Here is a 26886-nt window from a genome sequence, read left to right on the forward strand (position 1 = left end):
GTTCCGACCGCGCGAGGAAGGCGCTGCTCCGCGAGGGCGCGCGTTCCGCCCGCGCGAAGAGGGCGCGGCTCCGAGGCCGTTCCGCCCGCGCACCGAGGGTGCGGCGGGGCCGCGTGGCTTCCGTCCGCGGCGCGAGCAGAGCGCGCCCGCCGGCCGGCCGCGCTTCGAACGTCCGGGCCAGCGTCCCGAGCGTGGCGAGCACGAGCGCTCCTCGCGCTTCGACCGCGGGCAGGACGGCGCGGTGAACCGCTCGCGTCCGGCGTACGAGCGCGATTCGCGTGTGCGCTGGCGACGCGACGGACGGCCGTCGCCGGCCACTCCGCCGGCGTGGCAGCGGCGGCGCGCCGAGGTGTCGGGCGTGCCGGTCGAGGACCACACGCGCCGCGCGCCACGCGCGACGGCGTTCGAGGAGTCGGCGCCGCCGCTTCCCGGCGACCCGCGCGAGGCGGCGCTGCGCATCCTGCACGCGGTGGACACGCGCAGCGCGTTCAGCGACCGGCTGCTCGACTCCGCGCACCAGCGCGCGGGAGAGGATGTCCGCGACCGCGCGCTGCTGCACGAGCTGGTGAAGGGCACGCTGCGCTGGCGGGGGCGGCTCGACTGGGCGCTGGATCCGCGCGTGCACATCGGCCTGCAGGCCGTGCAGCCGTGGATCCGCAACGTCCTGCGCCTGGGCGCCTACCAGATCCTGATGCTCGACCGCATCCCGGCCCACGCCGCCGTGGACGAGTCGGTGAAGCTGGCGCACAAGTACGGACATCCGGGAGCGGCGGGCCTGGTGAACAGCGTGCTGCGCCGGCTCGCCGAGGAAAAGGCGACGCTCGAGTGGCCCGCCGGCGACGACGCCGAATCGCTCGCGGTCTTCGGCTCGCACCCGCTGTGGATGGTCGAGCGCTGGCTCGCCCGCTTCGGAGCCGCCGAGACGCGGGCGCTGCTGCTCGCCAACAACCGCACGGTGCCGACCGGCCTGCGCGTCAACACGCTGCGCGGCACGCGCGAGCAGTTGATCGCGAAGCTCGCCGGGGAAGGCGTGACCGCGACACCGGCGTCGCTCTCGCCCGACCTCGTGTGGGTCGAAGGCCACCAGTCGCCGGGCAACCTCGCCGCGTTCAAGGGCGGCTGGTGCACGGCGCAGGACGAGAGCGAGGCGCTCGTCGGCCGCGTCGTCGCGCCCGAGCCGCACGAGCGGCTGCTCGACCTGTGCGCCGCGCCGGGGGGCAAGAGCACGCACCTGGCCGAGCTGATCGGCGACGAGGGCGAGGTATGGGCGATGGAGCGCGACGCGCACCGGGTGGCGTCGCTCGAAGCGACGATCGCGCGGCTGGGACAGCACGCGATCCACGTCGTGCACGGCGACGGCCGCACGTACACGTTCCCGATGCCCTTCGACCGGGCGCTCGTGGACGCGCCGTGCTCGGGGCTCGGCGTGCTCGCACGCCGCGCCGACGCGCGCTGGCGCAAGGGGCCCGAGACGTTCGCCGAACTGTCGGCCGTGCAGCTCGAGCTGCTCGACGCGGCCGCGCGGCGGGTGCGCCCCGGCGGCGTGCTGGTCTACAGCGTCTGCAGCTTCGAGCCCGAGGAGACCGACGCGGTGATCGCGGCGTTCCTCGCTTCGCACCCCGAGTATCGGGTGGAGAGCGTGGCCGGCTCGGTGCCCGCGCAGGTGGTGACGCCGGAGGGGTTCCTGCGCGTGCTGCCGCAGCGCGACGGCTGCGACGGCGCGTTCGCCGCGAGGCTGCGTCGGTCGTGAGCGAGCGGCCCCCGCGGGAGGAGCCGCACGCCGGCAGCGGCGGCGGACCGCCGCCGTTCGTCGAGCGGCGCCGCGGGCATCCGCTGCGCGAGACGCTGCTGGTGTCCGCGGCGGCGCTGCTCGCGTTCGCGGTCGGGCTCGGCATCTTCAACCGCGTCCTGATGCCGCGGCTCATCCACAGCGGCGGCGAGGTGCGCGTGCCCGACCTTCAGAACCTGTCCATGGACCAGGCCGAGCAGGCCCTGAAGGCGTCGGGGCTGCAGCTGTCGCGGGCGGGGGAGCGCTTCGACCCTTCGGTGCCGCGCGGCTTCATCCTCGCGCAGGACCCCGACCCGGACACGCCGGTCCGGCGCAACCGCCGCGTGCTCGTCACGACGAGTCTCGGCGAGGAGTTCAGCTCCGTGCCGGAGCTCTTCGGTGAGTCGCGCCGGGGCGCGCAGCTGCTGATCGACCGTGCCGGACTGCGCGTCGGCGGGGTGACGCGCGCGCCGAGCGAGGACGTGGGCCAGGACCTGGTCGCGGGCTCCGACCCGCCGGCCGAGACGGTGCTGCCGCGGGGCACGGCGATCTCGCTGCTCGTCTCGACCGGCCCGGGCCCTGAGGTGTACGTGATGCCCGACCTGGTCGGACGCGAGATCAGCGGCGTGCGTCGCCAGCTCGAAGGGCTGGGCTTTCGCGTGCTCGTTCCACCCGCGGCGGCCAGCGTCGGCCCGATCGTTTCGCAGTCGCCGCCCGCGGGCTCGCGGGTCACGACCGACACGCAGATCGTCCTGCAGGCGACCGGCCGGCTGATCCGATGAGCGGCGGCCTCGAGGATGGGCGCGTGCCCTTCGCCCGCGTGCGCGGCGCCGGCACGCGCTTCTAAATGAGCCACGCCCCGTCGGCCACGCCCGCGGCGCCGGCCCCGCCGCTCACGCGCATCGTCATGCCTCCCGAGCACGGCGGCTGGGCGTTCCTCGGCGAGCCCATCCTGCTCGGCCTGATCGTCGCGCCCTCGTGGGCGGGCGCGTGCGTGGCGCTCGCGGCGCTCGCCGGATTCCTCGCGCGCCAGCCGCTGCGGCTGTTCATGGGCGACCGCCGCCGTGGCCGGCGCTATCCGCGCACCGCGCTCGCCGAGCGCACGTTCGCGGTGCTCGCCGTGGCGGGCGCCGCGGCGCTGGCCGGCGCGCTGGCGCTCGCGCGCGGGCCGCTGCTGCTGGCGCTGGGAACGGCCGCTCCGCTCGCCGCGGCGGCGCTGGCGCTCGACCTGGGCCTGCGCTCGCGCGAGGCGGCGGCCGAGACGCTCGCGGTGCTGGCGCTCGGAGGGACCGCGGCGGGCATCGCGCTCGCGGCCGGTCATTCGCCGCCGCTGGCCTTCGGGCTTTGGGCGCTGCTCGCGCTGCGCGCGCTGCCGACGATCGCGTTCGTCCGCGCACGCTTCCGGCTCGACAAGGGCGAGCCGGCCAACCCGGCGCTCGCGCTGGCGCTGCACGCGGCGGCGTTCGCGCTCGCCCTGGCGGTCGCGGCCGCGGGCTTCACGCGCGCCCCGCTGGCGTGGGGCTACGGCCTGCTCGCCGCGCGCGCCGCGTACATGCTCTCGCCCCGGCGGCCGCGCTGGCGCCCGGTGTGGCTCGGCCTGTTCGAGCTGGCCGCCGGTCTGGCGCTGGTCGCCCTGATCGCGCTCGCGGCGCACGCCGCGCGCTGAGTCGCGCGGGCGGCCGACGCGCCCGCGCAAGCGCCGGCCCGCGGACCGTTCGCACGTCGGGCGGGGAGGGTCCGGCGATAGGAACCCGCTGCGAGCGCGGCGTTCCGGTTGCGTGCGCGCCGGGGTTCGGCCAGCATGCCGCGCATGAACGCCACCGCTCCCATCGCCGCGCCCAGCATCCTGTCGGCCGATTTCTCGAGGCTCGCCGAGGAACTGGCGATCGCCGATCCCGAGCTCGACTGGGTGCACTGCGACGTGATGGACAACCATTTCGTGCCGAACCTGACGTTCGGGCCGATCCTGATCGCGGCGACGCGCAAGCTCACGCGGGCGTTCGTGGACGTGCACCTGATGATGGAGCGGCCGTGGGCGATGGTGGAGGAGTTCCGCCGGGCGGGCGCCGACCAGATCACCGTGCACCTCGAGGCCTGCGCCGAGACGCGCGAGGTCCTGCGCCAGATTCGCGAGACGGGCGCGAAGGCCGGACTCGCGCTCAAGCCCGCGACGCCCTTCGGGGCGGTCGCGCCCTACCTGCCCGACCTGGACACGCTGCTGGTGATGACGGTCGAGCCGGGCTTCGGCGGCCAGTCGTTCATGCCCGGGATGCTGGACAAGGTCCGCGCCGCGCACGCCGAGCGCGCGAAGAAGAACCTGGCGTTTCGGATCGAAGTGGACGGCGGCATCCACAGCGAGACGGCCCGCCTCGCCCGCTCCGCGGGCGCCGACGTGTTCGTCGCCGGCAACAGCGTGTTCCACGCGAGCGATTCGCGGGCGGCCCTGGCGTCGCTGCGCGAGGCGATCGGGACGTAGCGAGCCGGGGAAGTTCGAATCGGCGACGCCCGCGACCCTTCGCGACAGGGCGGCGGCGCCGGGCTGTCCTCAGCGCGCCGCGTCTCCCAGCCTGCCGCCCGACCAGCGCCGGACGATCTCGCTCCGCAGCGGACGCTCGAGCCGCGCGTAGAAGAACGCGCAGACCAGGTTCAGGAAGACGTACTCCGCCGGCAGGCGAAGCGGCCCCAGCTTCTCGGCGAGGCCCACGAACGGCGCGGCCAGCAGGCTCGTCTGGATGAGATAGAAGCCGTACGAGACTTTTCCCAGAGCGACGCCCAGCGGATGCGAGAGCGCCCGCGCAACCGGCTGGTCCTCGCGGGTCAGCGCCAGGATCAGCAGGCCCGCCAGCATCGCGATCCCGAGGCTCGAGGCCAGGCCGGCCAACATCGCGTCGGCGCGCGCCGCGGCGTCCTTGACCGCCATGAGCGCGACGATCCCCGCGAACGCGCCGAGCGCCGCCCGGGTCGCGCGATGGCCCGCCAGCGCGCGCTCGGGCCAGCCGTCGCGGTGCAGGAAGGCGCAGGTCATGCCGATCGCGAACTCGGGAAAGCGTCCGGCCAGCGTCGCGTGCAGGACGTGCTCCGGATCGGCCATGAAGCCGAAGGGCGTCCAGTGCTTCGCGGTCACGACCGCCAGGACGAGCGCGCCCGCGCCGGCAAGGACCAGCGTCGCGGCGGCGAGGACCGACAGCAGCGCGATCCCGTCGCGGCGCGACAGGCGGGCGGACGGCGGCGCGCGCCGTAGCGCGAGCCCGGCGATCGCCGCGAACAGCAGCGGCGCGACCGCGTAGAAGCTTTCCTCGATCGTCAGCGACCACGCCGTCGGCAGGCCGCGGTAGCGCAGGTCCCAGAAGAAGCCCTGCGTCATGGACAGGGTGACGAGCCACGACGCCTGCGGCCGTTCGCCGAAGAAGATCATTCCCAGGTGCTGCAGGACCGCGAACGCGAGGAACAACGGCCCGATGCGGGCGACGCGCTTGACGAAGTACTCGCGCAGCGTCACGGCGCCGGCGGCGAAACGGTCGTAATAGAGCCGGGTGATCAGGAACCCGGAGAGCACGAAGAAAATGGAAACGCCGACCGCGCCCGAGCGCCAGATCGGCAGGAACGGATCCCACAGGGTCCGGCCGGCCGCGCGCGCTTCCTCCACGTAGAGCGCCTGGTAGTGATAGAGAAACACCAGCAGCGCGGCCAGCGCCCGCAGCGTGGTGAGTGCGCGGATCTCCTTCATGGCCCTCCTCGTCGCGGGACGCCGCCGCGCTGGTGCGGACCGGGCGCGGCGCGCCGCACGCTACACGCGCCGTCCACGCGCGTACAGGCCGGGCGATGCGCTGTGATAGGGTTCCCGCCCCTTCCTTCCCGCAGGAGAATCCCGCAGTGTTCGAACAGCTCAGCGAGCGCGTCACCGGCATCCTCCGCAAGCTGACCGGGCAGGCGCGCCTCACGCCCGACAACATCCGCGAGTCCATGCGCGAGGTGCGCCGGGCGCTGCTCGAGGCCGACGTGCCCGTCGCGGTGGCGAAGGAGTTCGTCGCCCGCGTCGAGGAGCGCGCCGTGGGCGAGGACGTCCTCAGGAGCCTGACGCCCGGGCAGCAGGTGGTCGGAGTCGTGCGCGAGGAGCTCGAGAAGCTGCTCGGCAACACGACCGTGACGCTGGCCGGCTCGCCCTTCATCCCGACCGTCGTGCTGCTCGCGGGTCTGCAGGGCTCGGGCAAGACGACGTTCGCGGGCAAGCTCGCCGTGTGGCTCAAGGCCCGCGGCAAACGCACGCTGCTCGCCAGCGCCGACGTCTACCGCCCGGCCGCGATCGACCAGCTCGAGCGCGTCGCCCAGCACGCCGGCGCCGGCTTCTGGCGCGCGCCCGAGGGCACTCCGCCGGCGGCGATCGCCGCCGGCGCGCTCGACGAGGCGCGCCGGCGCGGCTTCGACTTCCTCGTGCTCGACACCGCCGGGCGCCTGCACATCGACGAGGAGCTGATGTCCGAGCTGGCCGAACTCAAGAAGATCGTGCGCGCGCACCAGGTGCTGCTGGTCGTGGACGGCATGATCGGACAGGAGTCGGTGCGCGTCGGGGAGACGTTCGCGACCCGCGTCGGCGTGGACGGGCTCGTGCTGACCAAGATGGACGGCGACGCGCGCGGCGGCGCGGCGCTGTCGCTGCGTCACGTGACCGGCAAGCCGATCCTGTTCCTGGGTACCGGCGAGAAGCTCGACGGCCTCGAGGTCTTCAACGCCGGCCGGCTCGCCGGCCGCATCCTCGGCATGGGTGACGTGCTCGGCCTGGTGGAGAAGGCACAGCAGGCGGTGACCGAGCAGGACGCGCTCAAGCTGGCCGAGCGCATGAAGAAGTCGGACTTCACGCTCGAGGACTTTCTCGCGCAGCTGCGGCAGGTGAGCAAGATGGGGCCGCTGGAGGATCTGCTCAAGATGATGCCCGGCGTGCCGAAGGACGCCGCGGCGAAGCTGGGCCCGCAGAAGGAGACCTTCCGGCAGTACGAAGCGATCCTGTGCAGCATGACGATCAAGGAGCGCCGCAATCCGCGGCTGCTGGACGGCAGCCGCCGCCGCCGCATCGCCGCCGGCAGCGGCACGCACGTCTCCGACGTGAACCGCCTGATCCGCGATTTCGAGCAGGCGCGAACCATGATGAAGGCCCTGAAGAAGGGCCCGCGCGGCCTCGCCGGCCTGCGCGGGCGGATGCGCCCCAGATAGTTCGGCCGGGTTGCGCGCGGGCCGCCCGATAGGGCACTATGCCCGCCCTTTGCGGCCCCGTGGGCGCGCGCCCGGTGTGCGCGCGCCAGGCGATCACGGCGGCGTCGCGGGAAGCACCGAAGCGCGAAATCGGTCCGCGCCGCGCGGACCCGAAGGCATTCCGACTGGAGGCAACACAGCATGGCGGTCGTCATTCGCATGAAGCGGGCCGGCGCGAAGAAGCGGCCCTTCTACCGGATCGTCGTCGCGGACTCCCGCCGTCAGCGCGATGGCCGGTTCGTCGAGATCCTCGGCTACTACGATCCGATCGCGAAGCCGTTCGCGGTCAAGATGGACGAGGAGAAGGTCAAGGGCTGGATCGCGCAGGGCGCGCAGCCCTCCGAACAGGCGGCGTCGCTGTTCCGCCGCGCCGGCATCTACGCCGCGCGGGCGAGCAAGCCGACGAAGAAGGACGGCGAGGCGGCGAAGGCCCCGGCCACGCGGGCGAAGCCGCGCAAGGTCACCGATCGCCGCAAGAAGAACCAGGCGGCGCGCGTGAAGAAGAAGGCCAACCCGAAGAAGCCGAAGCCGAAGAAGAAGTAACGGTTCGCCGGCGCGTGCTTCGCATACGCCGGGAACGCGCGACACGGACGTGACCCACGCACCCTGGGCGCCAGCAGGCGCCTGATGCGGTCGAACCGCCAGGTCCAGACCGCGGCGAACGCGAAGCACCCCTCGATCCAGCACCGGCCCCGAGGCCATGACGGCAGCGGGGCTTTCGCTTGGGGCGTGCGCGCACGCCCGCGGCGCCCGCGCCGTGACCCGCCCGCGGGCTTGCCCGGGAGTCGCCGCCTCTGCATAGTGCCGCTCCCATGCGCGCACCCGGATTCGCCCTCGCGGCGCTGCTCGCCCTGACGCCGGTCGCCGGTTGCGCCCGCGGCGCGCCCCCGGCCGCGCGGCCCGGCTCGTTCCAACGCTCGCAGGCGCTGATCGATTCGGGCAACGTCGCCTATCGCGCCGGCGAGTTCGCGACCGCCGCCCGCCGCTACGCGAGCGCCGCGGTCGCCGAACCCGACGATCCGGCCGCCTACTACGGCCTCGGCATGGCGCTGGCGAAGCTCGGACGGGACGACGAGGCACGCCAGGCCTACGCGAAGGCGCGCGCGCTCGCGGGCGCTCAGCTCGAGGACAGCACCGCCCACCCCTGAGCTCACGGAGGAGTCGTGACCCGAGGGCGTCTGGAAGCCTTCAGCGACGGTGTCGTCGCCATCATCATCACCATCATGGTGCTGGAGCTGAAGGTTCCGCACGAGCCCAGCTTCAGGGCCCTGCTGCCGATGTGGCCGGTGTTCCTCAGCTACGTCCTGAGCTACGTGATGGTCGGGATCTACTGGAACAACCACCATCACCTGCTGCACGTGGTGCAGCACGTGAACGGCCGGGTGCTGTGGGCGAACCTCCACCTGCTGTTCTGGCTGTCGCTGCTGCCGTTCGTGACGGCGTGGATGGGCGAGACCGGTTTCGGCGCCGTGCCGGCGTTCGCCTACGGCGTCGTGCTGCTGATGGCGGCGATCGCCTACTACCTGCTGGTGCGCGCGCTGCTGGCGCTGCACGGCTCCGAGACGGCGCTGGCGCGCGCCATCGGCGGCGACTTCAAGGGCAGGATCTCGGTCGTGATGTACCTGACCGCCCTCGCGACCACGTTCTTCGTGCCCGGCCTGGCGCTCGCCCTGTACGCGGCGGTCGCGGTCGTCTGGCTGGTTCCCGATCGCCGCATCGAGGACACGCTGAAGCCCTGACGGATCCGCGCGGCCCGCGCCGGTCCGGGGCCGTGCCGGCCGCGCCGGCGCGCTTGCGCCGTGCTGTCGTTTCGGGTTTGCTCTGCGCGCCTGTTCGCGCCGCGCCGCTGCGGGCCGCGCGGCCTTCCTTCCGGGACGGGGACCCCATGCACGACTTGAAATTCCTGCGCGCCAACCGCGACAAGGTCGAGGCCGGCATCGCCCTGAAGGGCATGACGGTGGACCTCGGCCGCTTCTATCAGCTCGAGGAACGGCGGCTCGCGCTGCTGCACGAGACCGAGCAGCTCAAGGCGAAGCGCAACGCCGCGAGCGAGGAGATCGCCGGGCTCAAGAAGTCCGGCGGGGACGCTTCGGCGCAGATCGCCGAGATGCGCGCGGTCGGCGAGCGCGTCAAGGAGCTCGACGCCGAGCTGCGCACGCTCGAGGAGGAAAGCACGACGCTCGCGGGCTGGATCCCGCAACTGCCGCACGCGAGCGTGCCGCCCGGCCGCGACGCGGCGCAGAACCAGCTCGTGCGCACCTGGGGCGAGGTGCCGAAGTTCGACTTCGAGCCGAAGCCCCACTGGGACCTGGCCACGAACCTCGGGCTCCTCGACTTCGACCGCGCGAGCAAGATCTCGGGCTCGGGATTCCTGCTCTTCACCGGCCTCGGCGCGCGCCTCGAGCGGGCGCTCATCGCCTTCATGCTCGACCTGCACACCACCCGGCACGGCTACCGCGAGTACTCGCCGCCGCACGTCGTGCGCCGCGCCGCGCTGTACGGCACCGGGCAGCTGCCCAAGCTGGAAGGCGACATGTATCACATCGGCGAGGACGACCTGTTCCTCAACCCGACGGCGGAAGTGCCGGTCACGAACATCTGGCGCGACGAAATCCTCGAGCCCGGCACGGTGCCGATGCGCGCGACCGCGTACTGCGCTTCGTACCGCCGCGAGGCGGGTGCCGCCGGCCGCGACACGCGCGGCATGGTGCGCGTGCACCAGTTCGACAAGGTCGAGCTGGTCCGGATCGTGCCGCCCGAGACGAGCTACGACGAGCACGAATCGCTGGCGCGCGACGTGGCCGACGTCTTCGAGGCGCTCGAGCTGCCCTACCGGGTCGTGCTGCTGTGCAGCGGCGACATGAGCTTCGCCGCCGCGAAGTGCTACGACTTCGAGGTCTGGTCGCCCGGCACCGGCGCCTGGCTGGAATGTTCCTCGTGCTCGAACTTCGAGGATTTCCAGTCGCGCCGCATGGGCATGCGCTTCCGCCGGGAGGCCGGGGCGAAGGTCGAGTACCCGCACACGCTCAACGCGTCGGGCGTCGCGCTGCCGCGCACGTTCGCGACGCTGCTCGAGAACCACCAGCGCGCCGACGGGTCGGTGGCGATCCCGAAGGCTCTGCGTCCGTACCTCGGCGGCCTCGAGGAACTGAGGCCGGCGAACGCCTGACCCCGCGGTGGAGCGGCGGCCCGAGGGCCGCCGCCCGGGAGGCCCTCGCCCCATGGAACAGCCGGACGCACCCGGACCGCTGCGCGGCACGCTGCTGCTCAGGACCGGCCTGTTTGTCGGCGGCGGACTGCTCGTGGCGGCGGTCTTCCTGTTCACCAACCAGATGGTGGGGCGGCTGTCGGCGCAGGTCTCGACGACCTCCGGCGTGCTCGCGCGCCTGTGCGCGCAGGCCTCGTTCCCGGCGACCGACAACCCGCAGATCCGCGCGATCTTCACCGATGTCATCGCGAACATCGACTTCCCGATCGTCATCACCGACACGACGGGGCTGCCGCGCGCCTGGCGGGAAGTCGGGGTGGATCCGGCGCTGGTGCCGAGCGAGTCGCTCGACAGCCTGACGATCGGCCTGCCGATTTCGCCGCCCGTCTCGGCGCGCATCCGCAAGGTCAGCGCGCGCATCCCCGAGCTGGACCGGCGCCATGCCCCGATCCCGATGACGGAGCCGAACACCAGACGCGTGCTCGGCATGCTGCACTATGGCGAGCCGCCGGTGCTCGACCGGCTGCGCTGGATGCCGTATCTGGCCGTCGGCGGAACGGGACTGCTGCTGCTGCTCGGCATGTCGGGCCTCGCGGGCATCCGCGCGGCCGAGAAGCGCACGATCTGGGTGGGCATGGCGAAGGAGACGGCGCACCAGCTGGGCACGCCGCTGTCGAGCCTGCTCGGCTGGGTCGAGCTGCTGCGCGCGCACGTCGAGTCGGCGCCGGCGGGCGGACCGGCGACGATTCCCCGCCAGGAGCTGGGCGAGACGCTCGACGACATGGAGCGCGACATCGAGCGGCTCAGCCGGATCGCGCAGCGCTTCAGCCAGATCGGCTCCGCCCCGCAGCTGCAGCTGCAGGACGTGACGCCGGTCGTGCGCGAGGCGGCGGCCTACGTGCGCCGCCGGCTGCCGCAGCGGGCCGGCGGCCTCGAGCTGCGAGAGCGCTACGGCGAGGTTCCGCCCATCAACCTGAACCGCGAGCTCATCGAGTGGGCGGTCGAAAACCTGCTGATCAACGCGCTCGACGCCGTGGACAAGCGGCCGGCGGTGATCGAGGTCGCGGTCGAGCGCCGGGCCGAGACCGAGGAGGTCGAGATCACCGTCAGCGACAACGGCCGCGGCATGACGCGCGAGCAGCAGCGACGGGCGTTCGAGACCGGCTACTCGACGAAGCGCAGGGGCTGGGGGCTGGGACTGGCGCTGGCGCGGCGGGTCGTGCAGGAGTACCACGCGGGCCGCATCGAGATCCGCAGCAGCGCCCCGGGCCAGGGCACCGTGATGGTGATTCGCTTCCCGACCTGACGCCGGCCGGCGCTACGGCGACAGCGCGAGCGTGATGTCGCCGTCGGCGCTGCGCACCCGCAGCGGAACGCTGCCGCCGTTGAGGGAGCCGGCGAGCGTGTCGTGGCGGATCGCGCCCCGGGTCGTGACGGGCAGGTCCACGCGCAACGCGCCGTCCCGGGTGCCGGCGTCGAGCAGGACGCTCAGGTCACGCGGAATCCGCAGCGTGATCGAACCGTCGCCGCTCTCGACGTTCCAGGCTTCGGCCGCCTGCGAGCCGGCGCGAACGGTGGCCTCGAGGCGGCCGTCGCCGGTCCGCAGGTCGAGCCGGTCGAAGCGCCCCGCGACGCGCAGCCGGCCGTCGCCGGTGCGCGCGAGGAGTGAGCCGTCGAGGCTGTCGGCGTCAATGCCGCCGTCGCCGCTCATGAGCACGACGTCGCCGCGCAGGCCGGTCGCGCGGATGGCGCCGTCGCCGGACTCGAGGGCGATCGCGCCCTGCAGTGCCTCGCAGTTGATGCTGCCGTCGCCGCTGCGCGCCGACAGGTCGCAATCCCCGGGGACGGTCACGTCCACTTCGAACTTCGTTTCGATCGCGCCGAAGACGACCCAGTCGTGCTGCTCGCGCGCCACGATGCGCACGGTGTCCCCCGACTGTTCGAGTTCGACCTTCGGCTCGCGCGGGCCGCTCGTCAGGCCCCAGGAGCTGACCGAGTAGTGGACGCGCGCGACCACCCTGCCGCCTTCGCCGCGGTGGACGCGGACCCTGGCCTCGTCGGTCACAATGCGAATCACCGGCGTGCTGGACACGTTCCAGGACTTGTTCCAGTCGCGGACCTTCGCGGCGTGGGCCGGGGTGGCCAGCGTGAGGGCCGCGAGCGCGGCGGCGGTGAACACGATGGGGCGCATGAAAGAACCTCCCGAGGTCGGTGGCGGACGACGGGCTCTACGGCGAGTCGGTGGCGCGGGTTGCTCTCGGCGCAGGCCCGCCCCCGGCTGTTTCGCGCCGGGTGGGGCCGGGCAGCCGGGAGTCAGCGCCGCGCGCCGAAGCGGCGCCCGAAGAAGTCGCCCTCGATCCAGCGCGGGGCCTGCGGGGCGTCGGCCGCCAGCCAGGCGGCGAGGAAGGCCATGCGCGTGAATCGCGCGCCGCCCTCCCAGTCGAACGGCTGCGCCAGGTCGTCGCCCGGAGCGTGGTAGCGCTCCTCCCTCCACTTGCGCACGGCTTCGGCCGCTTCGGGGGTGCCGTCGTCGCCCGAGACGGGGAAGATCGCGGGCACGCCCTGCTTCACGAACGAGAACTGGTCGCTGCGCACGAACACGACCTCCTCGGGCGAGGGATCGGGCACGACCGCGAGGCCGGCCAGTCTGGCGGCCCGCTCGAGCACCGGCCCGAGGCTCGAGTGCTCGGCCCCGATGGCGACGACGCGCGTCAGCGGGTTCAGCATCAGGATCATGTCGAGGTTGATGTCGCCGACCAGGTCCAGGCCCGCGGGGGCGGACCTGCGGGCGAGGAAGTCGGAGCCCTGCAGTCCGTTCTCCTCGCCGGTCAGCGCCACGAACAGGATCGAGCGACGCGGGCGGATGCGCAGGCGCGTGAACGCGCGCGCGACCTCGAGCATCATCGCCGTGCCCGAGGCGTTGTCGTAGGCGCCGTTGTAGATCGAGTCCCCGTCCACCGGCTGGCCGATGCCGAGGTGGTCGAGGTGGGCGCTGACGACGATCGCCTCGTTCGCGAGGCGCGGGTCGGAACCGCGCAGCAGGCCGAGCACGTTCGCGCTCGCCGCGGCCGACTGGCGGGTCACCACCCGGGCCCGCACGCGCGGCTCGAGATCGAACCCGCCCGCCTGACCCGAATCGGCGGCGGTCGCCGCGTCGCCGAACGATTTCGGCGCGCCCGCGAAGACGGCCGCGACGCCGTCGGGTGAGAGGCGCGCGCTCAGCTCGAGAAGCGCCTGCACGTTCGCGGGTGCGCCGCCTTCGTCCACCCATCGGTACCTCGGCAGACGCGACTGCCGGCGCGTGCGGTCCCACGGCTGGCGGACCTGGTCGGCGGGCTTGAGCACCTGCAGGATTCCCACCGCGCCGCGCGAGACCGCGGCCTGCTCCTTGACGAGGCTGTGCGAGTAGTAGGCGCGCTCGTCGTGCGGAAAGCGGGGCGGCGCGCCGCGGAACTCGACCACGACCTTGCCGCGCACGTCGAGCTCGGCGAAGTCGTCGTGCCCCAGTTCGGGCGCCGAAACGCCGAATCCCGCGAACACGATCGGCGCGTCGGTGGACCAGACCTCGCGCAGGAAGTCGGGCTGGACCAGGGCGTCGCGCCCGAGCGCAAGCGGCTGCTCGGCCTCGCCGCGGACGAGCGACAGCGTCGTGCGCTCCTCGTCGAGCACCGCGCGGCGCAGCGGCACGCGCTGGTGGAACAACGAGTCGCCCGCGGGTTCGAGGCCGAGCGCGGCCATGCGCGCGGCGACGTAGGCCGCGGCGAGGTCGTAGCCGCGCGTCGCCGTGCCGCGGCCCTCGAGCAGGTCGTCGGCGAGGAACGCCACGTCGGCGTGCAGGCGGCCGCCCGCGATCTCGCCGGCCGCCGCGGTGACGGCGGCGGGAATCGGCTGTGCCGGCGTCGCCGCCGGTGCGGTTCCCGCCGCAAGCGCGGTGAACGCCGCGGCGAACAGGACGGCCACGGGGAGCGCGCGGAAGTCTCGGCACGTGATCACGTCGGCCTCGCGATGGGCGGTGAAGGAACTGCGACCCGGAGGGCAATGTAGTGCAGTTCGCCGCGGGCGGCACGGACCGGCGGGGGGCCGGACGGCGTCGCGGGTGAACGCCCGGCCTTGACCGGTCCCGCCGGGCCGCCGAACATGCCCGCGCCGCGACCCCCGACCCACCCCGCCGCACACACGGGACGCCATGCCGACCGAAACCCGCCGACATATCCTCTGGGCCGACGACGAAATCGACCTGCTCAAGCCGCACATCCGGTTCCTCGAGCAGAAGGGCTACGAAGTCACCGCCGTGCCCAGCGGCCACGACGCGCTCACCGCGCTCGCCCGGGAGCACTTCGACGTCCTGCTCATTGACGAGATGATGCCGGGCCTGGGCGGCCTCGAGACGCTGGCCGAACTCAAGTCCCGCGAGGCGGCGCTGCCGGTCATCCTCATCACCAAGAGCGAGGAGGAAACGCTCATGGAGGAGGCGATCGGCAGGCGCATCACCGACTACCTGATCAAGCCGGTCAATCCGTCGCAGGTGTTCCTCGCCTGCAAGCGGGTGTTCGACGCGCAGAAGCTGCAGGACTCGCAGCGCGCCCGCGAGTACGTGGGCGAGATGCAGCGCTGGCAGTCGCTCGACCTGCGCCGGCTCGACTGGGAGGGCTGGTCGAACCTCGCCGTCGAGGTCTCGAAGTGGGACGTCTCGCTCGACGGGGCGCCCGAGGCCGGACTGCAGCAGGCGCACGGGGACTTCCGGCGCGGGCTCAACGCCGAGTTCTCGAAATTCATCGAGGAGCGCTACCCGGGCTGGGTCCAGGCGGCGTCGAAGGGCGGGACGGAGAACCGGCCGACGCTCTCGACCGACGTCGTGCGCCGCGCGGTGGTGCCGCACCTCAAGGCCGGGCGGCGGGTGATCTTCATCATCGTGGACTGCATGCGCCTGGACCAGTGGTTCACGCTCGAGCCGCTGCTCGAGGACTGGTTCGAGGTCCAGCGCGAGTACTACTGCTCGATCCTGCCGACCGCGACGCCCTACTCGCGCAACGCCATCTTTTCGGGCCTGCTGCCCGCCGACATGCAGCGCCGCCACCCGGACCTCTGGCAGGAGACGGCCGGCGACGAGCGCGCGCGGAACCGCTTCGAACGCCAGCTGCTCGACTTCCAGCTCGAGCGGCTCGGCGCGACGCCCGCGACGCCGCCCAAGTACCTCAAGATCTACGACGTGGACGAGGCGCACGCGACGCGGCGCCAGATCAACTCGTTCGGCGGCGTGCCGCTGGTCTCGATGGTGTTCAACTTCCTCGACATCCTCGCGCACGGCCGCAGCGAGAGCGACATCCTGCAGGAGCTGGCGCCCGACGAGGCGGCGTTCCGCGCGGTGATGAAGGCGTGGTTCACGCACTCGCCCCTGTACGAGATCTTCCAGGCGCTGGCGACGCAGGACTGCACCGTGGTGGTGACCACCGATCACGGCGCGGTGCTCGGGCGGCGGTCGGCGCTCGTGTACGGCAACCGCGAGGCCAGCACGAACCTGCGTTACAAGTTCGGGGTCAACCTCAACACGGACGCCAAGAACGCGATCATCGTGCGCAAGCCGGCCGAGTACCTGCTGCCCGACGACGCGGTGAGCAAGAACTACGTGCTCGCGCGCGAGGACTACTACTTCGTCTATCCGACGAAGTTCCACGAGTACGAGCGCCAGTACCACGGCTCGTTCCAGCACGGCGGCGTGTCCATCGAGGAGATGATCCTGCCGCTGGTGACGCTGCGGCCGAAGGCCCCGCGAACCGGAACGTGAGCGCGACAGGGGTGCGGCGGACCGCGTCGGTCGGGGAGACCGAACGCCTCGGCGCGGCGTTCGCTCCGGCGTTGCGCGCCGGCGACGTGCTCGCGCTGAACGGCGAGCTGGGCGCCGGCAAGACGCGGTTCGTGGCCGGTCTGGCGCGCGGCCTCGACCCGAAGGCGCGCGTGCGCAGCCCGTCGTTCACGCTCGTCAACGAGTACGCCGGCACGCCGCGCCTGTATCATCTCGACCTCTACCGGCTCGTCACCGGCGAGGTGGACGGGCTCGGACTCGACGAATACGCCGAGCAGGGCGCGCTGGTGGTCGAGTGGGGCGAGCGCCTGCCGGCCCACTGGCTGGCGGACGCGCTGGCGCTGCGCTTCACGCCGGGGGAGGGAGACCTGCGGGAGATCGAGGCCTCCCTGCCCGCGGCCGGTTCCGTGCGCGGCCGCGAACTGCTCGCCGCCTGGCGGGCGCTGCCGGAGCGCGCGTGACCGGGCTCGCGATCGAGGCCGCCACCGAGCACGTCGAGGTCGCGGTCGTCTCGCCCGACGGCGTGCTCGCGCACCTCGTCGAGAACGTCGGTCACGGCCACACGCGCCGCCTCACGCCGCTCGTCATGCAGGCGCTGGCCGAAGCGCGGACGGCGCCGGATTCGCTCGCCTGGGTCGGGGCCGACCTCGGGCCGGGCTCGTTCACCGGCGTGCGCGTCGGGCTGGCGACGGCCCGGGCCTTCGCGTTCGCCTCCGGCGCGCGGTTGTCCGGCGCCTCGAGCCTCGCAGCCCTCGCGCACGCTTCGCCGGCGCGCCGCGCACTCGTCGTGCCGCTTGTCAACGCCGGCCGGCGCGATGTCTACGCGGGCTTCTACCGAGTGGACGCGCGCGGCGCCACCTCGCAGCTCGCCGCGCCGCGCGTGCTGCCCGCCGAGGCCCTGCGCGAGGCGGTCGCCGAGGCGCTGGCGCTGCTTCCCGGGCACACGGTGCGCTTCATCGGACCCGGCGCGGGGCGCGAACGCGAGCGGCTCGAGCGGTGGCATCCGACCTCGACGGCGCTGGAGTTCCGTCACGACGGGCTCTCGGCCCTCGATCTCGCGGCCGCTGTTCGCCTCCCGGACGGCCCCGGCGGAGGCCTGCCCGCGGCCGGGCGCGAGGCGGAGCCGGTGTACGTGCGCTCGGCCCAGGCCGAGGAGCGGGTTCGCCGGGCGGTCTCGGGAGCGGTTCCGATCACGCTGCGGGACCTGCGGGAGGACGATCTGCCGGCGGTCGTCGCGATCGAGCAGCGCGTCTTCGGCGACCCGTGGCCGGAATCGCTGTTCCGCGAGCTGCTGACCACTCCCGAGCGGAGCAGTGCGGCGGGCCGCTACTTCTCGCGGGCGCGCGTCGCCGAGCGCGAGGGCGCCATCGCCGGCTACGCGGTCAGCACCGTCGGCGAGCCCGCCGCGAGTCTCGAGAACCTCGCGACCGCGCCGGGCCAGCGGCGCAACGGCGTCGCGCGCGCGCTGCTCGCCGACCTGTTCGAGCACGGCGCGACGCACGGCGTGCGCACGGTGACGCTCGAGGTGCGGGCGTCCAACGCCGCCGCCCAGGCCCTCTACCGCGCCTACGGCTTCCGGCTGGCCGGCCTGCGGCGCGGCTACTACACCCACCCGCTCGAGGACGCGCTGCTCATGACCGCGCCGCTCGACACGGCGCTGGCGATCGCGCGCGGCGAAGGCTGACAGCCGTCCTCGCGGACGGTCGCGATGCCCCGCGTCCAGCGCGCCGCGCGCGCCGCGGCCCGCTAGAGACCGTCGTACTTCGAGTAGCCGCGCTCGGCCCAGTAGTCGCGGGGCTCCGCGGCCGTGTACTCGAGCCCGGTGAGGGCCTTGATGTTCTTGAGGCCCAGCTTCATCGGGGCGACGAGCCGCAGCGGGGCGCCGTGCGCGACCGTGAGCGGCCGGCCATCCAGGTGGGTGGCGAGCAGCGTCTGCGTGTGGCGTGCGGTCTCGAGATCCAGGGAGACGTAGTAGGGATCGGGATTGCCGCGATAGTCGAGGTTCACGGCCGAGCGCATCGAAGCCCAGCGCGCGCCCGGTGCGGGCGGATAGGCGGCGAGCAGGTCGGCGAAGCGCACGCCACCCCACCAGGCGACGCAGCTCCAGCCCTCGACGCAGACAAGCCGCGTGCGCTGCTCGCGAAACGGGAGCCGCGCGAGGATCTCGCCGGCGGTGAGCTCGCGCGTCGTGCCGTCCGCGAGCCCCGAGAGGCGCAGCCGCCACGAGGCGAGGTACTCCGGCCCGGGCGTGCGGCCGTTGTAGTTGTTGCGCAGCGCTCCCGGCACCGAACGCTCGTACGTGCGGACGCGGCGGTCGCGCGAATAGAGCGCCTCGGCGACGTCGTCGTCGAAGGTGAGCGCGTGGTTCAGCGCCGCCTCGCGGCGCTCCCGGGTGAGTCCGACGCGCGCGGCGAACGTGTCGAGCACGTCGTGCCCGGCCTGCGGCAGCAGCCGCGAACGCGTCCGATCGGGCAGCAGCCACCAGGAGCCGAGACCGGCCGCGAGCGCGCCGAGCGCGAACAGCAGGAAGTCGCGCCGCGAGCGCGCGTCGAGTGCCCTGCGGGGGACGGACTCGACCGTCTCCGGCGGCTCGGCGAACGGCGAACGCCGCACGGGCGCAGGCGCGGCGGCGGCCGGTTTCGCCGCCGGCGCGTCGGGCTCGCGAGCCTCGTCCCCGGGCGGCGGCGTCGCGGCCGGCGCCGCGGGTTCGCGCGGTCCGGCCGCCGCGGGCGCCGCCTCGTCCTCGCGCGGGCGCTCAGGCGTGTCCATGACCGTCCTCCTTCAGGCGCTTCGTCCAGCCCGTGATCATCGAGCGGAACGTGTCGAAGCCGTCGGCCGCGACCAGGATCACGTGCGGCACGACGAAGACGGCGAGCACGCACATGGACACGAAGTGCACCACGCGGGCGCCGTCGTAGTTCACGAACATTCGCTCGAGCCAGCCGAGCTGCACGGGCTTGTGCATCGCCCAGCCCGAGGCAACGACCAGCACTCCGAAGACCGGCATGGACAGGTAGGCCGCGCGCTGCAGCGCGTTGTACTTGCCCGCCACCGGCGGGTGCGGCCACGGACGGCGCCGCAGCGCGGCCGGGAGCGCGCCGAGGTAGTAGCGCAGCATGGCGAACGCCTCGGCGCCGTCGCCGCGGCGCGGCAGCAGCGCGCGCCAGCCGCCGCCGGCGGCGAGGCCGACCGCGTAGAGCAGCCCGTTCGCCATGAACAGGTAGGCGAGCGCCCAGTGGAGACGCAGCGAGGTCGCGAGCATCCGGGTGCCGAGGCTCAGGTGGTCGTAGATCCAGTTGCGCGGGTCGCCGCCGGTGTCGTGGAGCAGCCGGGCGATCCGGACGCTGAGCGTGGCCAGACCGTCGCGGGTCCCGCTCGCCGGGTCGAACGCGTGCCGGAACACCGGCGCCGCCCAGTAGATCGCCAGCCCCGAAGCGACGAGCCCTGCGAGCAGCGGAACGTTGGCCCAGTGGGAGAAGCGGACGAGGGCGTGGTGCTTGCGGGCGATGCGCACGGACTCGGGCGGCGGTGTCCGTGCGGCCGGAGCCCGGGCCGAAATCTCGGACATGCACGGCACTGTGAGGGGTACTCCGGGCACGGCGCAAGGCCGCCGCGGCGGGGCGCCGTCGCGCCGGCGCGGGCCGGCCGGCCGGTCCGGCGCCGCCGGGCGCGCGGGGCTGGCCCTGTCCCGTGCCGCCGTAATAAGGTGTCCCGGCCCGCGGCGGACGCGGGCCGGCGCCGACGGGCCGCCGCTCCCCGAAAGGGATTCCCGAACCGCATGTCGTGGCTCAAGCGCGAACGCACCGGCATCAAGAGCAGCCCCAGGCCCGAGCGCCCGGACCTTCCCGAGGGGCTGTGGACCAAGTGCGACAGCTGCGGGGAGGCCCTGTTCCAGACGGTTCTCGAGGAGAACCTCTGGACCTGTCCGAACTGCGACCACCACTTCCGGGTACCCGGCCGCCAGTACGCCGGCTACCTGCTGGACCCGGACAGCTTCGCCGAGCGGCACGCGGACCTCGAGGCGGCGGACCCGCTCGAGTTCCGTGACGCCCGGATGCGTTACCCCGACCGGCTCGCCGCCGCCCGCAAGGAGACCGGCGAGAAGGACGCGGCCATCGCCGGCGTCGCGACCCTCGGCGGTGTCCCGGTGAGCGTCGCGCTCATGAACTTCTTCTTCATGGGCGGCTCGATGGGCTCGGTGGTGGGCGAGAAGGTGGCGCGGGCGATCGAGGACGGCATGCGGGAACGCCGTGCCGTCGTCATCGTGTCGGCCACCGGTGGCGCGCGCATGCAGGAGGGCATCCTGTCGCTCATGCAGATGGCGAAGACGAGCGTGCTGCTCGCCCGCCTGCGCGAACAGCGGCTGCCGTTCGTCTCGGTGCTGACCGATCCGTCCACGGCCGGCGTGCTCGCCTCGTACGCCTCGCTCGGCGACGTCATCGTGGCCGAGCCGCGGGCGCTGGTCGGCTTCGCCGGCGCGCGGGTGATCCGCCAGACCATCGGCGAGGATCTGCCCAAGGGCTTCCAGCGCGCCGAGTTCGTGCTCGAGAAGGGCTTCGTGGACCGCATCATCCACCGCAAGCAGATGCGTGTTGAAGTGGGCGAACTGCTGCGCTACTTCTGGCATTCGACGCGCGGCTTCGCGCCCGAAGGCGGTTCCTCCCCGCACGCGTACGATCCCAACGCCCCCCGGTCGGACTCCTGAACTCCCGAACGGCAGCATCTCCGTGAGCTCGACGCTTCAGCGGCAGCTCGAAGCCCTCTACGGCCTCGAGCGCCGTCGCGACAAACTGGACCTCGAAGGCACCCGCAGCCTGCTCGGCGCGCTCGGCGACCCGCAGGACACCTTCCGCGCGGTGCACGTCGCCGGCACGAACGGCAAGGGCTCGGTGTGCGCGCTGGTCGAGGGCGCCCTGCGCGCCTGCGGGCTCGAGACGGGCCTGTTCACCTCGCCGCACCTGGTGGACTTCCGCGAGCGCATCCGGGTGAGCGGCCGCTGGCCGGACGAAGGTCCGCTGGCGGAGCGCCTGGCGGCGATCGAGGCGCTGCCCGTCGCGCGGGACCGGACGTTCTTCGAGGTGGCGACCGCGCTCGGGTTCGACTGGTTCGCCCGCCACGGCGTGCGCTGGGCGGTGGTCGAAGTGGGGCTGGGCGGCCGTCTCGACACCACCAACGTGCTGCGCCCGCAGGTCTGCGCGATCACCAGCATCGGCCTCGACCACGCGGAGGTCCTCGGCGACACGCACGAGCGCATCGCGATCGAGAAGGCGGGGATCCTCAAGCCCGGAGTGCCCGCGGTCTCGGGAGTCGAGCACGACGTCGCCGCGAGCGCCGTCGCGCGCGTCGCCCGCGAGGTCGGCGCGCCGCTGCACCAGGCGCGCGACCTGGTGGACGTGACGCACGCGCAGTACGGCGGCTGGGGCACGCGACTCACGGTCGAGTGCGAACCGTGGGGGACGTTCCGGCTGCAGACCACGCTGCGCGGCCGCCACCAGCGCGCCAACGCGCGCGTCGCGCTCGCGGTGCTCTCGCTGCTGGCCCGGGGCGGCGTTCCGATCTCGCTGAACGCGCTGCGCGAAGGCTTCGCCCGGACGCGCTGGCCGGGCCGGCTCGAGCCCTCGCCCGCGGTGCGACGGCTGTGGTGGGACGGCGCCCATAATCTCGACGGCGTTCGCGAGCTGGTGCACGCCTGGCGCGAGGACCTGGGTTTCGAGCCGCCGGTCGCGATCGTGTTCGCCTGCGGGCACGACAAGGACGCGCGCGCCATGCTCCAGCGCCTGCAGGCGTTCGCGCCACAGGCCCGCCTCGTGCTCGGCCGCACGCGCAGCGAGCGGGCGTTCGAGCCGGCGCGGCTGGCCGCGATCGCCCGCGGCCTCGGGATCGAGGCCGAAACGGCGCCGGGAGTGCGCGAGGCCCTCGCTCCGTGGCTGGACCACGGCCCCGACGGCCGCGGGACCGCGCCGGGCCGCGTGCTGCTGTGCGGTTCGCTGTTCGCGGTCGGCGAGGCGATGGAGGCGTTCGGCGGCGCGCCGGGCGAGCAGCAGTGAGCGCCCGGGCCCGCCGCCACCGGGCGGCGGCCGCGCTGGCGCTGGCGCTGGCGCTGACCGCGCCGGGCGCGGCCGCGGCGCCGGCCGAGCCGCCGTTTCACATCACCGCCGACAACATGACCGGCGGCCGCACCGAAGCGGGCGACGTCCTGTTCCTGAACGGCAACCTGCGGGTGACGCGCGGCAAGACCGTGCTGACCGCCGACAACGGCCGCTACGAGCGCAGCAACGGCCTGATCGACCTGACGGGGAACGTCCGCCTGGTGGACAGCACCACGACCGTGACCTGCCGGCACGCGACCTTCTCGGAGAACGACGACCGGCTCAACCTGGACGGCGACGTGGTGATCGTGGACCGCGAGGCGGTGTTGCGCGCGCCCTACGGCTGGTACGACCGCTCGACCGGGACGGCCCATCTCGGCGGTGGCGTGACCGGTCACGAGAAGAAGCAGCGGCTGAGCGCCGACGAAACCACCTACCTGCGCGACTCGATGCTCGTGAAGGCGCGCGGCAACGTGCATGGCTGGGACGACGAGAACGACGTCGAGCTGGCGTCGCAGCGCGTGGACTTCGACCGCCGCTCGCGCGTCGCGGTCGCGACCGGCGGGCCGGTCATGACCACGCGCGACAAGGACGGCGCCGTCACGACCATGACGGCGCTGCTGCTGCGCCTCGACTCGGCCCGCAAGATCGCCGAGGCGGTGGACTCGGTGCAGGTCACGCGCGACACCATGCGCGTGCGCGCCAATCGCGCGGTGTTCAACGACTCGACCGGGCACGGCTTCCTGTACGGCAGCCCGCGCGCCTGGGACAACGAGACGGTCGTGACGGGCGACACGCTCGAGACCGTCGCGGTGGACCGCCGCCTCGAGCGGGTCGTCGTGCACGGCGACGCGGTCATGGACTACGCGGGCGGGCGCGCCGACAACGCCGGCGAGACGAGCCGGCTGACCGGGCGGCGCGTGGACGTTTTCGTGACCCGCAACCGCATCGACAGCCTGCTCGCGGTCGGGGCGGCGCGGAACGAGTACACCGCCCCGGCCACGGCGGGAAGGACGCAGGAGCGGAACCTCGCCAACGGCGACTCGATCCTCGTGTGGTTCAAGGACCGCAAGGTGGATCGCGCGCGCGTCGTCGGTCACGCGCAGGGCGAATACCGCTCGCCGGTGGACCCGAAGGACTCGCTCGCGGTGGCGAACGAGGTCGTGAAGTACGACGGCCGGGTGATCGAGTTCGTGGTGCCGAAGAACCAGATCGTGCTCGAGGGGCAGGCGCACCTCACCTACCGCGAGCTCGAGCTGAGCTCCCGGCGCGTCGAGTTCGACAGCGAGAAGCAAACGCTCGTCGCCCAGGGCAGCCCGGTGCTGCTCGACAAGGGCGACCGCGTGGACGGTCACCTGATGACCTACGACCTGGAGTCGCGCACCGGCACCATCTACCAGGCCGAGACGAAGTACGAGCAGGGGCTCTACCGCGGAGACCGCATCCGCAAGGCGGGCGAGAACCAGCTCGACGTCCTGCACGGGTCCTACAGCACCTGCGACCTCGATCATCCGCACTATCACTTCGCGGCGCGGCAGATGAAGATCTACCTGAAGGACAAGCTGGTCGCGAAGCCGGTGGTCTTCTACTTGCGCAACGTGCCGGTGCTGGCGCTGCCGTTCTACGTGTTCCCGATCAAGCCCGGGCGGCACTCGGGCTTCCTGTTCCCGACGTTCGAGTTCGGCTTCAGCAACCGCACCGGGCAGTTCCTGCGCAACGCCGGCTACTACTGGGCGATCAACGACTACATGGACCTGTCGCTGTCGGGCGACTACTACCAGGCGCAGCCGGCGTGGGCGATCCGCGGCGAGGGCAACTACAAGCTCCTGTACGCGTTCGACGGACGCTTCAACGGCCGCTTCGAGCACAACGACGCGACGCGGCGCGACGACTACGTGTTCGAGGCCGACCACCAGCAGGACCTGACGCCGCGCACCCGGCTCGTCGCCCGGGGCAACTTCACCTCGAGCCGCGACTACAGCGCCAGCCCGCTGTCGGGCGCGACGCTCGCGCAGCGGCTGAACCGCTTCCTCAACTCGAGCGTCTCCGTTTCGCACAACGCCGACTGGGCGGCGTTCAACGGCGCCCTGAGCCGCATCCAGGACCTCGACGCGGACGAGGCGATCAAGGATCCCGACGGAACCGGCCCGCTGCACGGCCCGGACCCGGGCACGTTCGCGTCGCTGCCGAACCTGACGACCTCCACCCCGAGCTTCGCGTTCGTGCTGCCGACCCGGACGCTCGGCAGCTGGGGGCTCTTCAAGGACACGAAGGCCGAGACCGCGCTCGCGACGACCTACTTCAGCCTGAGCGCGAACTTCCTCAGCTACGGCACCCGCCGGGCGTTCGTCGCCGGGCGCACGTACCTGTACGACTCGCTCGGCGCGATCCGCGACTCGACGACCACCCTCGGCCAGCAGCGGACGCTCCGGCGGGGCTTCCAGACCTCGCTGTCGCTGTCCGACTCGCGCCGGCTGTGGGGCTGGCTCAACGCCTCGCCGACGCTGTCCAGCAACGCGGCGGTGTTCGATTTCGACGAGCTCGGGCACCGCATCGTGCCGGCCGCGACGTGGTCGAGCCAGCTCGGGCTGAGCAGCACCTTCTACGGCACCTTCAAGCCGCCCGTGCCGAAGCTCGCCGGCCTGCGCCACATCGTCACGCCGAGCGCGGCGGTCGTGTACAGCCCCGAGTTCAAGTCGCTGCAGTACCGCGACACGACCGGGACGCTCCGGAACCGCTTCAACAGCTTCGGCGGCATCGGCGTCTCGGGCTTCGAGGCCGCCTACCTGCAGTTCGGCGTGGACCAGCGCTTCCAGCTCAAGTTCCGGGACGGTGACAAGATCACCCGGCTCGACAACCTGCTGTCGTGGATGACGAGCGGCACGTACGACTTCCTGTGGAGCAAACGGCACGCGCCCGGCACCCACGCCTTCGGACCGCTCAACTCCTCGCTCGTCCTGCAGCCGCCGGGCATCGCCGCCGGCGCGCTGTCGAGCGTCGTGGACGTGTATTCGCCGCGGCCGCTGCGCACGCTGTCGTACAACATCGGCGTCAACCTGGCGAGCAGCGGCGTCCGGCGGCAGCCCGCCGCGCTGGCGGTGGACCAGACTCTGCGTTCCGATCAGCTGGTCTCCGACGACGACTTTCGCGAGTCGTGGCGGCTGTCGGTCGCGTATTCCTACAGCGGCGGCTACGCCGGCCCCTCGTGGAGCGCACAGAAGTCGGCGAACGCGGTGCTCGCCTACGAGCTCTCGCCCAACTGGAAGTTCGACTATTCGACCGCGCTCGACGTGACCCGCCGCCAGATCCTCTCGCAGCGCTTCAGCCTGACCCGCCGGCTGCACTGCTGGGACGCGGTCTTCACGCGCTCGTTCATTCCGGGCGGCGAGGCCGAGTACTACTTCCGGCTCGGGGTGCACGACCAGAAGGAGATCTACTTCGAACGCGGCACGCGCGTGCAGAGCTTTGGTGGCATCCAGTAGCCGGGGGCGCGCGCGGCTCGCGTGCGACGCCTGCGCGGTCGGGGCATGGATCGGCCCGCTCCCGGCCCCGCGGGGCGCGGCCGGAGAGGACGGCGGGCGCGAAAGCCGCGACGCCTGGTGCGAGGCCTGCCAGCGCCCGCAGCTGCTGGCCGCGGGAGCGGCGCCGACCTGCCCGGCGTGCGGCGGCGCGCTGACGACGGGCGCGCCGCGCTTCGCCGAGCTGTGGGGCCGGCTTCAGCACCTCGACGCCACGCTCGCCGCCTGGGAGGGCGACGCCGGAGCGCTGATGGCGCTGCTGCCCGCGCGGCCGCGCTTCCTGACCGACCTGACGCCGCCGCCGGTGCGCGACGGCGACGCGCCGCCGCTGGCGGAGGCGCTGGCCGCCGCGGCGCGCGGCGCGTGGAGCGCGGTGCTCGCGGCCGGCGGGAGCGACGAGCCCCGATCGCACGCGGCGCGCGCGATCGCGCGCGAGCGGCTCGGCGACCCGGGCGGCGCGCTCGAGGAGTGGACGAGGGCGCTGGCGCTGGCCGAGGACCCGCGGGCCCGGCTCGCGCGCGGCGCGCTGCACGCGAAGGCCGGGGACTGGGAGTCGGCGGCCGCCGACCTGCGGCTGGCCGGTGACGGCCGCGAGGCCCGTTGGAACCGAGCCTCGCTCCGCGTGCACCGCGCAGTGCTCTCGACGCCCGGCCGGCCGGACGCGCAGGCCATCGCGGAGGCGCGTGCCGAGGCGGGCGCGGCGCCGGATTACTGGAGCGAAGCCACCGTGGGCCGGCTGGCCTTCGCGCTGCTGGCCGAACGCACGCTCGCCCGGCGCGAGGGCGGCGAGCTGGGCGATCCCGACCTGGTCTCGCTGCGCGAGGGCGAGGACCTGCTCGAGCACTCGACCTTCTGGGACCGCGCCCTGGTTCTGGCCGCCTGGGCGCGCCTCGGGCCGGAGGGCGCTGGCGACGCGGCGCGCGTGGCGCAGCCACTGGCTCGCGAGCTGGCCGCGGCGCTGCTCGCCGAGCCGCCGATGCGGGGGGCCGCGCTCGCGGACGCGAACGCGGCCGTGGCGGGCGCCTGGGACGCGATCGCCGCCTTCGAGCCGCGCGCGGCGCGCGCCGCCATCGCGCCATGGCTCGCCCATCCCGCGCTGCGCCGCTACCGGCTGCCGTGTGCCGCGTGCGGGCGGGGCTCGATCGGGCTCGAAGCCTGGGACGACGCGGCCGGAGAGGCCGAAGGGGCCGGGGGCGCGGGCGCCGCGGTTCCGCCCGTGTAAGGTTCCGGCCTAGGAGGCGTCGGCCGTGGCG

22 protein-coding genes are annotated in these 26886 nt (G+C 73.2%); 17 read left to right on the forward strand and 5 right to left on the reverse strand.

Translation table 11 applies throughout. The annotated features are described in order from the left end of the window. The first annotated feature begins 241 nt into the window (after nt 1–241). From rsmB to rpe, 4 genes are all read left to right on the forward strand, one after another. Nucleotides 242–1750 carry a 16S rRNA (cytosine(967)-C(5))-methyltransferase RsmB gene (gene rsmB, locus IT347_11050; protein ID MCC6350113.1) on the forward strand — a complete coding sequence of 503 codons (1509 nt, stop codon included), beginning with the start codon at nt 242–244 and terminating at the stop codon, nt 1748–1750. Beyond that, complete coding sequence (locus IT347_11055) at nt 1747–2550, forward strand: PASTA domain-containing protein (protein MCC6350114.1); 804 nt, start codon at nt 1747–1749, stop codon at nt 2548–2550. Before rsmB ends, IT347_11055 begins: the two co-directional genes overlap by 4 nt. A gap of 65 nt (nt 2551–2615) precedes the next feature. After that, complete coding sequence (locus tag IT347_11060) at nt 2616–3434, forward strand: YwiC-like family protein (GenBank protein MCC6350115.1); 819 nt, start codon at nt 2616–2618, stop codon at nt 3432–3434. 144 nt (nt 3435–3578) lie between these two features. Continuing rightward, entirely contained in the window at nt 3579–4244 is a 666-nt protein-coding gene (rpe, locus tag IT347_11065; GenBank protein MCC6350116.1) for a ribulose-phosphate 3-epimerase, read from the forward strand. 69 nt (nt 4245–4313) lie between these two features. Here the strand turns inward: rpe and IT347_11070 are convergent, their stop codons facing one another. After that, nucleotides 4314–5495, reverse strand: a complete 1182-nt coding sequence (locus tag IT347_11070) for an acyltransferase (protein ID MCC6350117.1) — start codon at nt 5493–5495, stop codon at nt 4314–4316. 95 nt (nt 5496–5590) lie between these two features. Here IT347_11070 and ffh point away from each other — a divergent pair, with 95 nt between their 5' ends. From ffh to IT347_11100, 6 genes are all read left to right on the forward strand, one after another. Further along, the gene (gene ffh / locus IT347_11075; GenBank protein MCC6350118.1) at nt 5591–6976 is read left to right on the forward strand and encodes a signal recognition particle protein; all 1386 of its coding nucleotides are present in this window, start codon (nt 5591–5593) and stop codon (nt 6974–6976) included. Between the two features lie 180 nt (nt 6977–7156). Further along, nucleotides 7157–7558 carry a 30S ribosomal protein S16 gene (rpsP, locus tag IT347_11080; protein ID MCC6350119.1) on the forward strand — a complete coding sequence of 134 codons (402 nt, stop codon included), beginning with the start codon at nt 7157–7159 and terminating at the stop codon, nt 7556–7558. Nucleotides 7559–7827: 269 nt separating this feature from the next. Next, a complete protein-coding gene (locus IT347_11085; GenBank protein MCC6350120.1) occupies nt 7828–8163 on the forward strand; it encodes a tetratricopeptide repeat protein in 336 nt (111 codons plus the stop codon). A 15-nt stretch (nt 8164–8178) separates the two neighbouring features. Next, nucleotides 8179–8754 carry a DUF1211 domain-containing protein gene (locus IT347_11090; GenBank protein ID MCC6350121.1) on the forward strand — a complete coding sequence of 192 codons (576 nt, stop codon included), beginning with the start codon at nt 8179–8181 and terminating at the stop codon, nt 8752–8754. Nucleotides 8755–8900: 146 nt separating this feature from the next. After that, the gene (gene serS, locus IT347_11095; protein MCC6350122.1) at nt 8901–10184 is read left to right on the forward strand and encodes a serine--tRNA ligase; all 1284 of its coding nucleotides are present in this window, start codon (nt 8901–8903) and stop codon (nt 10182–10184) included. Nucleotides 10185–10236: 52 nt separating this feature from the next. Further along, complete coding sequence (locus IT347_11100) at nt 10237–11529, forward strand: HAMP domain-containing histidine kinase (protein ID MCC6350123.1); 1293 nt, start codon at nt 10237–10239, stop codon at nt 11527–11529. A gap of 12 nt (nt 11530–11541) precedes the next feature. Here the strand turns inward: IT347_11100 and IT347_11105 are convergent, their stop codons facing one another. Together IT347_11105 and IT347_11110 are read right to left on the reverse strand one after the other, a co-directional pair. Next, nucleotides 11542–12414, reverse strand: coding sequence for a DUF4097 family beta strand repeat protein (locus IT347_11105; GenBank protein ID MCC6350124.1), 873 nt, complete (start codon nt 12412–12414; stop codon nt 11542–11544). A gap of 122 nt (nt 12415–12536) precedes the next feature. Continuing rightward, the gene (locus tag IT347_11110; protein MCC6350125.1) at nt 12537–14216 is read right to left on the reverse strand and encodes a M28 family peptidase; all 1680 of its coding nucleotides are present in this window, start codon (nt 14214–14216) and stop codon (nt 12537–12539) included. A gap of 193 nt (nt 14217–14409) precedes the next feature. Between IT347_11110 and IT347_11115 the strand changes: the two genes are divergently transcribed. From IT347_11115 to tsaB, 3 genes are read left to right on the forward strand one after another with little or no spacing between them, the layout of a single operon-like run. Continuing rightward, nucleotides 14410–16008 carry a response regulator gene (locus tag IT347_11115; GenBank protein ID MCC6350126.1) on the forward strand — a complete coding sequence of 533 codons (1599 nt, stop codon included), beginning with the start codon at nt 14410–14412 and terminating at the stop codon, nt 16006–16008. A gap of 11 nt (nt 16009–16019) precedes the next feature. After that, nucleotides 16020–16487 (forward strand): tRNA (adenosine(37)-N6)-threonylcarbamoyltransferase complex ATPase subunit type 1 TsaE, encoded by a 468-nt coding sequence (tsaE, locus tag IT347_11120; protein MCC6350127.1) that lies wholly within the window; start codon nt 16020–16022, stop codon nt 16485–16487. After that, a complete protein-coding gene (tsaB, locus tag IT347_11125) occupies nt 16484–17710 on the forward strand; it encodes a tRNA (adenosine(37)-N6)-threonylcarbamoyltransferase complex dimerization subunit type 1 TsaB (GenBank protein MCC6350128.1) in 1227 nt (408 codons plus the stop codon). Before tsaE ends, tsaB begins: the two co-directional genes overlap by 4 nt. 62 nt (nt 17711–17772) lie before the next feature. On the opposite strand, the gene IT347_11130 is transcribed toward tsaB, so the two are convergent. Together IT347_11130 and IT347_11135 are read right to left on the reverse strand one after the other, a co-directional pair. Further along, the gene (locus IT347_11130; GenBank protein ID MCC6350129.1) at nt 17773–18795 is read right to left on the reverse strand and encodes a molybdopterin-dependent oxidoreductase; all 1023 of its coding nucleotides are present in this window, start codon (nt 18793–18795) and stop codon (nt 17773–17775) included. Continuing rightward, a complete protein-coding gene (locus IT347_11135; GenBank protein ID MCC6350130.1) occupies nt 18782–19594 on the reverse strand; it encodes a cytochrome b/b6 domain-containing protein in 813 nt (270 codons plus the stop codon). Before IT347_11135 ends, IT347_11130 begins: the two co-directional genes overlap by 14 nt. A 210-nt stretch (nt 19595–19804) precedes the next feature. On the opposite strand from IT347_11135, the gene IT347_11140 reads away from it, so the two are divergent. The 4 genes from IT347_11140 to IT347_11155 are packed head-to-tail and all read left to right on the forward strand — an operon-like array spanning nt 19805 to nt 26855. Then, nucleotides 19805–20731, forward strand: a complete 927-nt coding sequence (locus tag IT347_11140) for an acetyl-CoA carboxylase carboxyltransferase subunit beta (GenBank protein ID MCC6350131.1) — start codon at nt 19805–19807, stop codon at nt 20729–20731. Nucleotides 20732–20753: 22 nt separating this feature from the next. Continuing rightward, nucleotides 20754–22073, forward strand: a complete 1320-nt coding sequence (locus IT347_11145) for a bifunctional folylpolyglutamate synthase/dihydrofolate synthase (protein ID MCC6350132.1) — start codon at nt 20754–20756, stop codon at nt 22071–22073. Next, a complete protein-coding gene (locus tag IT347_11150; protein ID MCC6350133.1) occupies nt 22070–25597 on the forward strand; it encodes a hypothetical protein in 3528 nt (1175 codons plus the stop codon). The genes IT347_11145 and IT347_11150 overlap by 4 nt, the downstream gene beginning before the upstream one ends. Then, nucleotides 25584–26855 (forward strand): hypothetical protein, encoded by a 1272-nt coding sequence (locus tag IT347_11155; protein MCC6350134.1) that lies wholly within the window; start codon nt 25584–25586, stop codon nt 26853–26855. Before IT347_11150 ends, IT347_11155 begins: the two co-directional genes overlap by 14 nt. The last annotated feature ends 31 nt before the right edge of the window (nt 26856–26886 follow it).

The sequence above is a fragment of the Candidatus Eisenbacteria bacterium genome, from assembly GCA_020847735.1.
GTDB lineage: Bacteria > Eisenbacteria > RBG-16-71-46 > RBG-16-71-46 > RBG-16-71-46 > CAIXRL01.